General features: G+C 41.9%; 12 protein-coding genes. 2 read left to right on the top strand and 10 right to left on the bottom strand.

Annotated features, from left to right (window positions below):
- Window positions 1-277: 277 nt before the first annotated feature.
- A complete protein-coding gene (locus JMX48_RS12470; RefSeq protein ID WP_201538291.1) occupies window positions 278-1,141 on the bottom strand; it encodes a universal stress protein in 864 nt (287 codons plus the stop codon).
- A 347-nt stretch (window positions 1,142-1,488) separates the two neighbouring features.
- Between JMX48_RS12470 and JMX48_RS12475 the strand changes: the two genes are divergently transcribed.
- Complete coding sequence (locus JMX48_RS12475; protein ID WP_201538293.1) at window positions 1,489-2,022, top strand: DUF2058 domain-containing protein; 534 nt, start codon at window positions 1,489-1,491, stop codon at window positions 2,020-2,022.
- Between the two features lie 324 nt (window positions 2,023-2,346).
- Here JMX48_RS12475 and JMX48_RS12480 read toward each other — a convergent pair whose 3' ends face one another.
- The 6 genes from JMX48_RS12480 to JMX48_RS12505 all read right to left on the bottom strand — a co-directional run bounded on the left by JMX48_RS12480 (window position 2,347) and on the right by JMX48_RS12505 (window position 8,524).
- Complete coding sequence (locus JMX48_RS12480; protein ID WP_201538295.1) at window positions 2,347-4,131, bottom strand: potassium/proton antiporter; 1,785 nt, start codon at window positions 4,129-4,131, stop codon at window positions 2,347-2,349.
- Between the two features lie 345 nt (window positions 4,132-4,476).
- Entirely contained in the window at window positions 4,477-5,631 is a 1,155-nt protein-coding gene (locus tag JMX48_RS12485) for an RNA-guided endonuclease InsQ/TnpB family protein (protein WP_201538297.1), read from the bottom strand.
- Window positions 5,628-6,239 (bottom strand): IS607 family transposase, encoded by a 612-nt coding sequence (locus tag JMX48_RS12490; RefSeq protein WP_201538299.1) that lies wholly within the window; start codon window positions 6,237-6,239, stop codon window positions 5,628-5,630. The genes JMX48_RS12485 and JMX48_RS12490 overlap by 4 nt, the downstream gene beginning before the upstream one ends.
- Window positions 6,240-6,420: 181 nt before the next feature.
- A complete protein-coding gene (locus JMX48_RS12495; protein WP_201538301.1) occupies window positions 6,421-6,990 on the bottom strand; it encodes a hypothetical protein in 570 nt (189 codons plus the stop codon).
- Between the two features lie 60 nt (window positions 6,991-7,050).
- Entirely contained in the window at window positions 7,051-7,695 is a 645-nt protein-coding gene (locus tag JMX48_RS12500) for a hypothetical protein (protein ID WP_227688013.1), read from the bottom strand.
- Between the two features lie 109 nt (window positions 7,696-7,804).
- Window positions 7,805-8,524 carry a hypothetical protein gene (locus JMX48_RS12505; RefSeq protein ID WP_201538341.1) on the bottom strand — a complete coding sequence of 240 codons (720 nt, stop codon included), beginning with the start codon at window positions 8,522-8,524 and terminating at the stop codon, window positions 7,805-7,807.
- Between the two features lie 167 nt (window positions 8,525-8,691).
- On the opposite strand from JMX48_RS12505, the gene JMX48_RS12510 reads away from it, so the two are divergent.
- Window positions 8,692-9,294: a LysE/ArgO family amino acid transporter gene (locus tag JMX48_RS12510; protein ID WP_201538303.1), complete on the top strand. Its 603-nt coding sequence runs from the start codon at window positions 8,692-8,694 to the stop codon at window positions 9,292-9,294.
- Window positions 9,295-9,660: 366 nt separating this feature from the next.
- On the opposite strand, the gene JMX48_RS12515 is transcribed toward JMX48_RS12510, so the two are convergent.
- The 3 genes from JMX48_RS12515 to JMX48_RS12525 form a co-directional block, all read right to left on the bottom strand.
- Complete coding sequence (locus JMX48_RS12515) at window positions 9,661-10,302, bottom strand: MarC family protein (protein ID WP_201538305.1); 642 nt, start codon at window positions 10,300-10,302, stop codon at window positions 9,661-9,663.
- 382 nt (window positions 10,303-10,684) lie between these two features.
- Complete coding sequence (gene nadC / locus JMX48_RS12520) at window positions 10,685-11,545, bottom strand: carboxylating nicotinate-nucleotide diphosphorylase (RefSeq protein ID WP_201538307.1); 861 nt, start codon at window positions 11,543-11,545, stop codon at window positions 10,685-10,687.
- Between the two features lie 208 nt (window positions 11,546-11,753).
- Complete coding sequence (locus tag JMX48_RS12525) at window positions 11,754-12,809, bottom strand: NUDIX hydrolase (RefSeq protein ID WP_201538309.1); 1,056 nt, start codon at window positions 12,807-12,809, stop codon at window positions 11,754-11,756.
- Window positions 12,810-12,935 lie beyond the last annotated feature (126 nt).

Below are 12,935 nucleotides of genomic sequence, written 5' to 3' on the forward strand. Positions count from 1 at the left end.
GAATAGGTCATGGATTCTTCTGCTACTTCGCTTATTTTAAAAGCATTGTATCTTATTTATAAAAGACTGACTATATATGGCTGTTTCTTAATAATCCTTCAAGCGATGCGATGATAATCAATAGTTTATCGTGTCACTTAAGGGATTTTTTGCGGTCTATCGAAATAGAACACATAGATCAAAAAGCAGATGCTAAGTTAAGCAAAAGAATTGAGAGTTTGTCCCAAATTAACTAACCACTATATCTGTTATTTATACAATTTATAAAACCAAAGCTTTAACGTACCAAAATCACCGGTGATAATGTGCTGGCGATAATTTCTGTCGTGGTGCTACCCAAAAACAGTTGCTGCAACTTAGAATGACCATAAGCACCCACCACCATTACATCAATGTTGTTTTCTAACTGAAATTCTAATAATCCATTGACAGCGTCAGCGGCTGATAAATGATGAGCAGCTATATTGAAACCAGCCGCTTCTAATTGCGCGGCTGCCGCACTTAAGCTTTGCTTAGCTGCGTCGTTTTGATTATTTATCATGACGATATGGCCTTTCATGCCATTTAAAACAGGGCTTCTTGCAACCAGCCATACGGCTTTAATCGCGGTTTTGCTACCATCAAAAGCGATCATATATGAGCTTGGTTCTTTGAACGCCTCTGAACAAATTAATATAGGAACGTCTGATGCACGCGCAACCGTTTCGATTTGACTGCCGATATTGATGCGACTGTTTTTATGGTCTTCTCCGCGTCGTCCCATGACAATGGCACGATTGTCTGCTTTAAAGTGCTCAATAGCAGGTAATAATTTGCCGTGACGTTGATATATACGGATATCGATGTGACCAAATTTATCTTGAATATGACTTTTTGCGTCTTGCACCAAGGCATTGCTATAGCTGTTTACGACTTTCGCTCTTTGTTCGTCCAGTTGGGTCAGCTCTTCTAATAAAAACTGTCGACTGTTAATGCCTATCGCACCCGATAAGTCGCGTCTGAAGGACACAGGAACGTCACTAACATGCATCAATCCCACTGGTAAGTTTAGCTTACTGGCATACCACGCGGCATAGTCACAAATCGATTCAGTCACTGCCGAGCCGTCAATACAGGCCAAAATGTGCTGTGATGTTGTCATAATTCATCCTTAAATTTGGTTATTTAATCCTATGTCGCTCTTTATACAACCCTTAATACATAAGCAAGCCATGCTCTCTAGTGGCAAGTATCTCCTAAACACGCCATAAAAGACATTTGTTCGTTGACTTAATAGTAACCAATTTTCGCGACTTCATCCAGTGATGTATTGACGATTATATCGTCCTATTAAACTTGATATCACCCTAACTAAAGAGACTTTCTGCTAGTGTAAGTTTGCCTTATCAGTGACGTCTTATATTCTGCTGATAACATGCGCTAGCAAAGTTTGCTACAATGTATTTTTATAATTTATGATTTACGTATCGTTATTTAGGTGATGGAACTATGGCAAAAAATGCCCTACAGGCTCAGTTATTAAAAGCGGGATTGGTGGATAGCAAAAAAGCCAAAAAAATCAGCAAGCAGACTCAGCATGCCAAGCGTACTGGTGACTCAGAAAGTATCGAAGCAAAAAAAGCATTAGCAGACGCTCAAGCCAAAAAGCTGGAGAAAGATCAAAAGCTCAATCAAGAAAAACAACGGGTTTTAGAAGAGAAGATGCTCAAAGCCAATATTGTGCAAATGATTAAGCAGCACCAGATCATGGACACCAGCGGAGAGGTCAGCTATCAGTTTGTAGATGATTCTAAGGTCAAAAAAATCGCTATTACTCAAAAGCTATATGATCAAATCGTGGTCGGTCATGTGGTCATCGCGCGATTAGAAGAAGGTTATGCGCTACTTCCTCGTCCGTTAGCCGATCGTATAGATACGAAGATGGAAGGATTTATGGTCGTGTCTAATAACGCGTCAGAAGAAGTGTTGGCAGAAGATGATCCTTACGCCGCTTATGTGATTCCAGATGATTTAATGTGGTAGTAATGCACCTTTATAATGATCGTTAAATCAAAAACCCTTTATAGCGTTAAGTGGACTATAAAGGGTTTTTGGCATGACGTATTTGCTAAAGTTTGTTCTAAATTAAACTAGTATCAAGCGCGGTCATCTTTATTCACTATTAACATTCATTAGTGTTATGACTAATATTGCTATAAATCATACTGCTATAGTCGATCCACTATAAAAAATATAGTGCTATTGGAATGAGTTTTGCGCCAACTCTGGCAGCAACGGCAGGGCAAGTAATAAAAATTTATACCAGTAGCGCGTGATAATATTTGACCTTAGTTTATTTAGAATTGACTATATGGTCAGCTCCTGACGCTTTAAGCCAATGGTTCTGAGCGCCCCTTTGTCATCAACTTCTTTGATGATCAATGACCACTCTTCACTTATCGCCACAGTATCACCCGATACTGGCGCCATATCTAAGCTTTCTTTGACATATTCCGCGACGGTTTGATCCCACATGGTTTTTGCACCGCCTTCAGATTTAGAGTTCAGGCAGTCTACCAGTGTCTCTGATTCCATGACACCCGTAAAGAATGGCAAATCGCCAAGTTTGACACTAGGTGAAAGCAGCCAATCACCATAAAAATCATCAATGGCTTTGCGATCCAATGTCGTATCGTTAAATATTTTAGCAATCTGGCTGGCATGATCGCCGCGCATGGCATACCAAACACTGTCCCAAAATTTCAGCCTAGTATTATCATCTACAATCACAATCTGCTGCCCACGCACCAAGGCAAAAACACCAATTTGATCAGGATTGACGCGATTAGAAATGTCTTTCGGATGACGACCAATTGCAAACGCGCCAGCCTTTACTTGAAACTGATATAAAGTAATACTGGCTTTGTCTGATACCCAAACCTCATTCTTTTCTTCTGGATCTTTATTATTAGGAATACGCACTTTGAATAAATCTGCCATAAAAGGAATGGTCGTTCCTTGCAAAATCAGCGACAAAACCACCACACCAAAAGCAATGTCAAACAACATGAAAGCGCCATCTATTCCTGCCATGACGGGTAGTATCGCAAGCGTAATAGGCACTGCACCGCGCAAGCCGACCCAAGAAATAAAACCAATCTCTCTGTCTTTAAATTTAAAGGGTTTAACGCTGGTATAGACGGCGATCGGACGGGCAACCAAAATCATAAAGGCGGCAATGGCGACTGAATAATACCAGACATCAAGGACATGTGATGGCGTGACTAATAACCCCAGTACCACGAATAATACGGCTTGTGACAACCAAGCAAAGCTGTCCATCACCCGCATGACATGCTCAGTCGAGCGTACTTTATGATTCCCAATCAGCACACCAGTGAGATAAATCGCCAAAAACCCACTTCCGCCAATCAGATTGGTCGCAGCAAAGACAGCCAAGCCCGCCGACATTATCAAGATGGCATACATGCCTTCTGCCAAACGTAGCTTGGGTAATAACCTTGACAATAAATAACCAAACAGCAAACCCATACCTAAGCCGAAGCCGAGCTGCTGTAATAGCAATCCTAAAAAACCCAATACGGTCTGACCAGCGGGATCAACATTTAAGGCAATCAAACCCGTGACTAATAAAATCGCCAAGGGATCGTTGGCACCAGACTCTAATTCAAGTGTGGCTTGGACGCGATCATTCAGCTTAACGCCGCCATTACGTAGTAAAGAAAACACGGCTGCTGCATCGGTCGAACCCACGATAGCCGCCATCAATAGACCAAAGCGCCAATCGACATCAAGTAACCAAGTGACAAATGCGCCCAATATCATTACTGTCGCAAGTACGCCCCAAGTCGCCAAGGTGATTGCAGGCTTAAGCCCCACTCGAAATGACTTGAATGAGGTACGTAGACCACCATCCAACAAGATACAGGCCAGCGCTGCCTGCCCGACAAAATTAGCAATACCATATTGGGAAAACTCGATACCTAAAATACCGTCTTCGCCCGCCAGCATCCCTACGATTAAAAACAACAGCAATAACGGAACGCCCAAACGCGCTGATAACGTACTTGCCATGATACTGGCGAAAATTAACAATGCCCCTACAAGGTACAGGATATTTAAGGTATCCATCTTTTTTTAAGCCCTATTTTTATAAATTATGACGAATGCAGTGATGACGATAATGTGGATCCAAGTTTGCGACGGTAGTACTAAAAAATCGCTCTTAAGAATAACATCTACGAGCGAATCTATAGAAAATATCTGTAGAAATATGTACCAAATTCTATATATGCCGTTGATATATTACCGTTCCAAAAATCTTACTCAACCCTAATCAATATTAACTATTGGTTAGGTTTAACATTTTCTTTCTGCTTCATTGTCACGTGCTACCTCTCGTTTGAGACTTAGACTGACCACGACTCCACAGACTTTTTTAATTGGCGATGGAACTCACCGTCCAATAAAACAGGGTTATGCGGCCGTTAAAATAGCCGTCGCATTATTTAAAATATTGATGCTGGCATTGAGATCGCGGTTATGTAGAACCTGACATACAGGACAGATCCACTCCCGCATTTTCAACGTCAACTCACCTTTACCAAGAACATGACCACAACTTGAGCAGGTTTTTGAGCTTGGGTAGAATCTGCCAACTGACTTCACAACTTTTCCTTGCTCATTGGCCTTGTAGATAAGCTGACGCTTAAACTCAAAGAAACCCAAATCACTGATGGCGCGTGACAATCGGCGGTTCTTAACCATGCCTTTAACATTCAAATCCTCAATCGCCAACGCATCGAACGTTTTAACCAGCTTTGATGTGATCTGATGAAGAGAATCCTGCCTAATACACCTGATTTTGTAGTGCAAACAAGAGAGCTTGGTTTTCGCTTTTTCTCTGTTTTTGCTGCCTTTCTTGGTGCGACTTAGGTTTTTATTGAGGGTTCTCAATTTCTTAAGGTTTGCTTTAAGCGGTTTGAGTGCTTTTATTTTGCTGCCGTCTGATAAAACCAATAAATCGGTAATGCCAAGATCAATCCCCACGCTTTTGCCTGTTTTGATAATATTTTTAGCGGCATCGTTAATCTCAACGGCTACGCTGACAAACCACTTACCGCCACGTTTAGAGATGGTGGCTGACATGATTTTACCCTCAAATCGTAGTAACTCTTTCATGCGAACCCAGCCTAAATTTGGGATTCGAATGGACTTACCTTTAATGGCAAATTGGTCATTAGATAAGCTAAACCTATCGTCACGTCCTTTTTTACGAGCTGCGGGGTATTTCGCCAACCCTTTAAAGAAGTTGCCATAAGCATCACCCAGCTGCATGATCGCAAGCTGCGGGGCGCATTTGCTGACTTCTAGCATATAAGGGAAAACGTCACGCTTAATGGCGTTCAATTCGCGTCTGAGCTTCGCCTGTGAGGGTCTGTTTAGCTTTTGGGTGTCAATATCGATACCAGACTCTAAACATGCATCACGGTATGCCTTGTCATCACTATATTGCCGTTGCCACTCATGCAAAGCCCAGTTATAAGCTTTTCTCGCCACGCCACAAGCACGAGCAAAGTGATTTGCCTGTACGTTGTTTGGTTTGAGTTCAATGATGTGGCCACGGATCATAATGCTTGTTTAACCGCCTCTATTAGTTTTTGATTTTTCTTACTGCGAGAGCCGTATAGTCTTGCTGAAAATACGGTGATAATCTCTAATACATCTTGGGCTAATTCTTGCTCAAAACTAAGTTCCTCGCCTTGATTGATGATAACGACCTCAACATCACGCGCTTCACATATCATAAAGACAAGCTCGGCACCAAAGCGTAATAATCTGTCCTTGTGGGTGATGACCAATCGTTCAATCTTGTTATCGAGAATATCATTCAGTAAAGTCTGTAAGCCTTTTTTCTTATAGTTCATACCACTACCAAGATCGGTTATGGTTTCAAAAACCCAACCTTGCTTGGCGCAGTAAAGTTCTAAAACCTGAGCTTGGCGAAGTAAGTCATCTTTTTGGTCATTACTTGAAACACGAGCATAAGCAATGGTTTTTCTGTCTAATTTGGGTGACGTATTTAAAGGATGCGGTCTGATTTCACTTAAATCATAACGTCTATGACCGTTTTCCGTCCTTTTAGCAACCAACGTGCCATCCTCATCCCAACGCCTTAATGTTGATTGAGCAACTCCGAAATGCTTAGATGCCGCTCCAATACTAACAAGCTTTCCCATATCCCCAACTCTATCTTACAATACAATTTATCTATCATAGATAGAAATAAGTATAATTAGATATATTTTATTTAGCTGTTTCGTAACCCTTGATAAATCATCATTGGCAGCTTTTTTATACATTTTTTTATCTATTCATAGGGAGGCAGCGCAAAATTTATCGCAGTAGCACTGTGTTTTTTTATAGTGGATCAGCTATATCGTGACTATCGATATAATCATTCATGACTCGTAATTCTTGTAAATGCTGCGTCTCCATTTTTTCTAATAGTCTATCCAGACGCTGCTCAATATTATTCAATACCTTTTGTAATAGCTCACTGGCTTCCGCTTTTTTTTCATGGCTCACATTTTTAGCGTTTGTATTGATCGTGGTTAGTTGGTGATAACTGGCCAGCATTTCAGGCAGTCGAGTATGCAGCATCTTATTCAATAAAAACGATTGCTCTGTAATTACAGGGGTTTTATTCTGCTGTTGTGACTCTTTTTGATAAAGTTGATAATTATCGATCTTTTCATCAATACGTTGTAATTGACGCAATTGATTCTCTGATAGATTTTTTAGGTGATTCTTATTCAAGTTTAGCTGTTGCCAACTTACCGCAGATAGCGACAATGGTGCATTATAATCTTGATACGTGAGTACACCTGGGGAGATGCCAACCACTTTATGAAAAGCTTGCCAGCCTTTTCTACCCAAATAAAAAGTGGCAATCGTCGTCACAATTCCAATGCCTATCAATATACTCATATAAGCTCACCATCTATTGCTCAATTATCCGCCTTACCACTTAATACGTATTGTCATTACTCACAATTGAATATTTTCAGTTTTTGGAGTTTTATTGCTGGCCTCTTCAGTAGACTTAATGATTTCTTCATTATGGTTTAAAGATGGAACACTTGCGCTCGTTTCTGGATTATCAAAACGCGTTTGTAGATATCTATTGGTCACCAGCAGTTTTTGGCCATCCTGATGATAGGAGGCGCTAAGTAAGTCATCAAACTGAGTATTAATCGTTTTGAGCACCTCTAATAACGCCTCTCTACCAGTCACATTAGAATGCTTAATTTTCGTCGTATCCGCACGAGCGCCATCTAAGTCATTCAAGCGGCGATAATCAGCCACTGCTTGGGGTACGTGTGTGTCCATTAGATTTTGAATCATGATATAAGTTTCGTTAACCGTATCCTTATCATCAATTTTTCCATCATTATTGGTGTCACCATAGATGACCCGTAGCTTCTCACCTTTTTGATTGATTTGGGCAAGTGCGGTTTTGACTTCTTCTGGCAAGCTTTTTTCGGGAATGTAACCCAATTGCGGCATCGCTTTATATTCAAGCATTTTGGGCGCAGTCACTTTTTTTATGCCGCGATAACCCAGATATAACCCAGCGGCTGGTAGTACCCCATATAAAACAAGCATCACTAACATCGCGGTAACTTGGGTCATCAGATTGTCCTTTTATGATTACTAACCACTTATTGCTCACAGCCCTAATATTAAAGCGAGCATTTTTGATAGATCGTTTTTATGAGCATTTTTAAAATAAGGACACGCCCTAGATTTGTGTACGGCTTTTGACATAACGGTGCGTTGAGGCCAGACGATTCATCACTGTTTGATGCAGCTCATCTAATAACTCATCAAGCTCATAGTCAATCTCTAAGAACAAATCGGTCAGCATATCGCCTGCCGTCATTTTGCCTTGCACTACATTATTCTTCGTACGATGTGGACTAAAGCGTTGCAGCTGCTCATAATGATGCAGTGCTTCAGGGATACTTTCAGTCACGAGCTTATCGATGACAAATTGGCGCTCATTATGCTGTTGTTGCTGTTCATTAAGCTCACTACTCCACTCACGGTAGCGCTTTAGCTTGCCGTTAATTCTGTCTAGTATCGCGACGGCTTCTATCGGCATAGCATTTAGGGTGGCCTCATCAACCACATCAATGAGCTCAGTCATAATCGGGCAGCGTCCATGTTTGAGATACCATAAGGTATCTGGGTCAAAAGGCGGTCTATTGGTCGGGAGCATTTGGGCACGATTGGACAAATAGCGATCGGTCAATGGCGTTGACGAGCGAACATCGTTCACTTGCGCTAGTGCATCACAAATACGATCCGCACGCTCAGGCGGAGTAAGCGTGGAGGGTTCACTACCTGCTCGATTGCTGCCATCATCGCCATCAGCTTTTTGACTCGTACTCATCTCTTGAGCATTTTTAGCTGCTAGCGTTGGCAAGTCATCTTGAGCTTGCCCAAATGACTGTAGCATTCTTGCCAAACTTACCACCATGACCTACCTTGCCTCTCGTTCAATGCACTCACCTCGTGCTCATATTGCATATAGTCATTCAATAGCGTATCTTAACAGTTTTTTTTGGCGCTGCCAGTAAGCAAAATGTCAACAATCCTATTCTTCAACATACTAAGCACACCGTTATGAATGCGCAAGACTACATTTCTGGATTTTTACTGGGGCTATCGCTCATTATCGCGATCGGCTCACAAAACGCTTTTGTGCTCAAACAAGGTCTCAAACGCGAGCACATATTTTTGGTGTGTCTTTTTTGCGCCGTGAGTGATGCGCTTCTGATCTCTGCGGGCGTCGGCGGTTTTGGCGCGGTAACAGCGCGCTATCCACAAGTGGTAGACATTGCCAAGTTCGCTGGTGTGATATTCTTGCTGGGCTATGGATTACAGAGCTTATATGCCAGTGTGCGCCTATCACATTCGCTTAACATCGATGGACAGGTCGTGACCAGCTTAAAAAAAGCCTTATTATTATGCTTTGGCTTTACTTGGCTCAACCCCCACGTCTATTTAGATACATTGGTGCTCGTCGGCATGGTTTCAACAGGCGCTAGCAGTAAGCTCACATTTGCGTTTGGGGCAGTCAGCGCGTCTTTCTTTTTCTTTTTTGCATTGGGTTATGGCGCGCGATTACTTAGGCCATTATTTGCAAAACCAAAAGCGTGGAATATACTCGATGCCTTAGTCGGATTATTGATGCTGTACTTGGCTTGGCATTTGTATCAAAGTTAGAAAGCGGCTATGAAGGCAGAAACAATAATAAGCTATAGTCAGTGAAAAGTAATATCGATATATCACGCACCGTTGCTATCAATTTTTTGCAGCATCTATAGTTGATGCCTTATAAAAAGAACACAGCGCTACCGGAATGAATTTTGTGCAGCCTCTGTGATAGCAGCTAGCAAGAAAAATTGATAGCAGCAGTACCGTAGTATTCTCAGAGTGTTTTGACGATAAATAATAAATACAGCTCTAACGAATAAAAAAAGCCAAACACATGAGATAAATGTGTTTGGCTTTTTAAAATCTGATACTTTTACTATTTATAATATTTTTTACGTTTTTTGAGTTTAACAAAGATCAAGTTCAAAAAGGTTTTTACATTAGACTAGGAAATAAAGTCCGTAGCCCATTAACGATAATTTCGATAGAAACGGCTGCCAATAGCATACCCATAATTCGGCTCATAATGTTCAGCCCAGTATCACCCAATAAGCGACTGATACGACCTGCTGCCATCAATGCCACATAACAAAAGAAACTGATAAATAAACCCGCAATCAAAATGGCCGTTACCTGCAAAATACCAGACACTTGCGAAGAGTAAATGATAACGGTTGAGATGCCGCCAGGACCAATCATCATCGGAATAGCAAGTGGAACCACAGCTGCTGCCATTGATGGCGGCGCATCTTGCACATGATCAGTATCAAAATTTTCTTGGTCAGGCTTAACGGGGTTGCCTTCGCCATTCATCATATTCAGGGCAATCAAGAATACCAATATACCGCCTGCCAACTGAAACGAACCAATTGAGATACCCAGTACTTTGAGTAGTGTCTCACCTGCTACGGTGAAAAAGCTAATGGTAATAAAGATCGTCAGGCAAGCAACGCGCGCAACTTTACGTCGATTATTCATGGAATAACCACGGGTCAAATCCAAAAATAACGTCAGGGCGCTAAATGGATTAATCAACACCATAAAAGCTAAGATTATCTTAATAATTTCAGTATTCACTGAACGCTCGCTTGTCTATTAATACAACAGGTACAAAAATTAAGGCCATCAAGCGGATGCATAGATGTCCCAATAGGCGGTTAAAAAAGGCATTGTAACATAGGCTGATAAATCAATAAAATCATTAACTTTGCTTAATGCTTCCTATCTAATGCTCCTTCTCCCATGTCCTTCTAACGCCTCAATATCAATTGTCGCTTTTGATAAGTTGCCCAGTCGCGCATTTAGCAGATCGCGCCCCAAGTGATATAGTCAATCCGCTATGAAACAAACACAGTGTTACTGGGATAATAGTAGCGCGTGATAATATTTGACCTTATTTCATTTAGGATTCACTATGAGTTTTGTCGTAAAAATATCGACGCGACTGATGCGCTAAAGTTTATGCGCTAAAATCCAAGCCAATATCTAACGCAGTGGTGCTATGCGTCAAATATCCCATCGCAATGAAATCAATACCTGTCTTTGCGACGGCTTGTACTGTTGCAGGTGTAATACCACCCGACGCTTCAGTCTTGGCGCGACCTTTGCACATTGCCACTGCTTGTGACAATATTTCGGGTGCCATATTATCCAACAACACCAAACTCACACCAGCATCGAGCGCCTGCTCTAGCTGCGCTAACGTATCGACTTCGACCTCAATTGCAATCAAATGGCCAGCAAAGTCTTGAGCTTGTTGAATGGCGGTTTTTATATCACCAGCGATGGCAATATGATTGTCTTTGATTAAAATCGCATCATCTAGTCCCAATCGATGATTGCGTCCGCCACCGCAGCGTACCGCGTATTTTTGTACGATACGCAAGCCTGGAATGGTCTTGCGCGTACAGGTGATTTGCACAGGATATGCCGCGACACTATCGACGATCTGCTGAGTCGCGGTGGCAATACCACTCAAATGCGTCATAAAATTAAGTGCCGTACGTTCTGCTGTCAGCAAGTGACGTGCATTACCACGAACCATCGCCAAAACGGCACCAGCAACAACCCTTTCACCATCACTGACTTGCGCGATAAATTCAATTTTTTCATCAATCAAAGCAAAAGCCAAACGTGCTAAATCCATCCCGCATATCACGCCTCCCTGCCGCGCTGTGATCTGTAGCGCGGCTTGCCTATCAGCTGGAATAGTCGCTTGGGACGTGATATCGCCGCGTCTGCCCAAATCTTCGGTTAGTGCATTTTCAACCAATGGTCTAAGCAATACGTCATCCAATGCTGGTTGTTTTTTGATTGTCATTTTTAACCTCTATATAAGCCCATTATTCACATAAAGTTTATTTAATTAAACTCAAAATGAGCATAAATATAGCGTAAAATTAACGGTCTCGCAAGAAAGGATAATTATTTATATTTCTGCTATATTCAGTTCAATATAAAATCGAGAGGTTAGAGTACTCAATATTCATAAATAATTATGTGCGGTTAGGATAAATTTTCCTTATTCATTATTTGCGTTTAGGCAACTTGCTGTCCATCAACAGGCTTTGTAGTTCAATATCATGACGAAAGCTATAGAGCTTGGCGGGACGACCACGTTGAGCGCTACTACTCTCTCCTGTCTCGGTCACTAAATGTTGCGACTCAAGCAGACGGCGAAAATTCTGTTTGTGCAAACGTGTCCCCGACAGGGCTTCAACGCTTTGCTGTAATTGCGATAAAGTAAATACGTCTGGCATCAAGCCAAAAATAAGCGGTCGATATTCGATCTTGGCACGCAGCCTTGAGATTGCAGTCGCAATGACACGGCGATGATCATAATACATCGGTATTCCTATCAGCTGTGACCAATCTACCGATGAAATATTGGCTTGATAACTAGGCTGATAAGTCGGCGGATAAGTCGGCGCTTCAGGTATCAGCCCCGCTTCGTAAAGCATTTCATAGCGCAGTAACACATGCTCCGCGACCCACTCTCTGCTTTCATAAACTGGATCGTTAGCTGACTCATTACCAATACCTACAATCTTAATGTCGCCTTCTGCTAGAAATGACTCACTTAAACCCCAGCATAAACCGATACGCTGTCGCCGGCGCTGCTGAGCCGTCGTATCTTTTGCCGTATTGGCCCAGTCCAACAAAGCAGGCACAATAAAATCCATAATGATAGTGGGCCGACCATTCAAATGATTTTCCCAAGGAAAATAGTCGTACCAATCGCGCCATAGCGCCTGACTTTGTAGTTGCGGCGTTTGCGTTTCTTGTACCAATCCTAGATAGCTCACATAAACCAATGCATGACCATCGACGTTACGCCTATTGGTATCGACAAAGGTATAAAGCTGCTCTAAATAACCAAGCGGCTGCTGCGTTTGCTCCTCAACCCATTGACGAACACCTGCTTGTAATGACCGATGTAATGGCATGAGTGGGCCATTGGGCAATAACTTACCTTGATCGACAGTTAATACCCGAGCGGTATTTTCTGTAATGGCAATGAGTACCGCGACCACTTCTGTCGTGCCACTACCTTGCGGATGCGCATGTGAATAAGACAACGTCATGAGTTTAGGAATTATCCTTTATTTTTAAAAATGCAATGGATGAACAATAAACAATGAAACTTGCTACTGATAGCATTACTCAGTATAGCGTGGCTTAGTATAACTTGAATCCAAAACTATCATAGT

The sequence above is a fragment of the Psychrobacter immobilis genome (assembly GCF_904846225.1).
In the GTDB taxonomy this organism is placed as follows: domain Bacteria; phylum Pseudomonadota; class Gammaproteobacteria; order Pseudomonadales; family Moraxellaceae; genus Psychrobacter; species Psychrobacter immobilis_F.

What these genes read in the sequence shown, in the direction of transcription:
- JMX48_RS12470 (WP_201538291.1), bottom strand. Translation starts at nt 1,141, where the DNA reads ATGACAACATCACAGCACATTTTGGCCTGTATTGACGGCTCGGCAGTG.
- JMX48_RS12475 (WP_201538293.1), top strand. Translation starts at nt 1,489, where the DNA reads ATGGCAAAAAATGCCCTACAGGCTCAGTTATTAAAAGCGGGATTGGTG.
- JMX48_RS12480 (WP_201538295.1), bottom strand. Translation starts at nt 4,131, where the DNA reads ATGGATACCTTAAATATCCTGTACCTTGTAGGGGCATTGTTAATTTTC.
- JMX48_RS12485 (WP_201538297.1), bottom strand. Translation starts at nt 5,631, where the DNA reads ATGATCCGTGGCCACATCATTGAACTCAAACCAAACAACGTACAGGCA.
- JMX48_RS12490 (WP_201538299.1), bottom strand. Translation starts at nt 6,239, where the DNA reads ATGGGAAAGCTTGTTAGTATTGGAGCGGCATCTAAGCATTTCGGAGTT.
- JMX48_RS12495 (WP_201538301.1), bottom strand. Translation starts at nt 6,990, where the DNA reads ATGAGTATATTGATAGGCATTGGAATTGTGACGACGATTGCCACTTTT.
- JMX48_RS12500 (WP_227688013.1), bottom strand. Translation starts at nt 7,695, where the DNA reads ATGACCCAAGTTACCGCGATGTTAGTGATGCTTGTTTTATATGGGGTA.
- JMX48_RS12505 (WP_201538341.1), bottom strand. Translation starts at nt 8,524, where the DNA reads ATGCTACAGTCATTTGGGCAAGCTCAAGATGACTTGCCAACGCTAGCA.
- JMX48_RS12510 (WP_201538303.1), top strand. Translation starts at nt 8,692, where the DNA reads ATGAATGCGCAAGACTACATTTCTGGATTTTTACTGGGGCTATCGCTC.
- nadC (WP_201538307.1), bottom strand. Translation starts at nt 11,545, where the DNA reads ATGACAATCAAAAAACAACCAGCATTGGATGACGTATTGCTTAGACCA.
- JMX48_RS12525 (WP_201538309.1), bottom strand. Translation starts at nt 12,809, where the DNA reads ATGACGTTGTCTTATTCACATGCGCATCCGCAAGGTAGTGGCACGACA.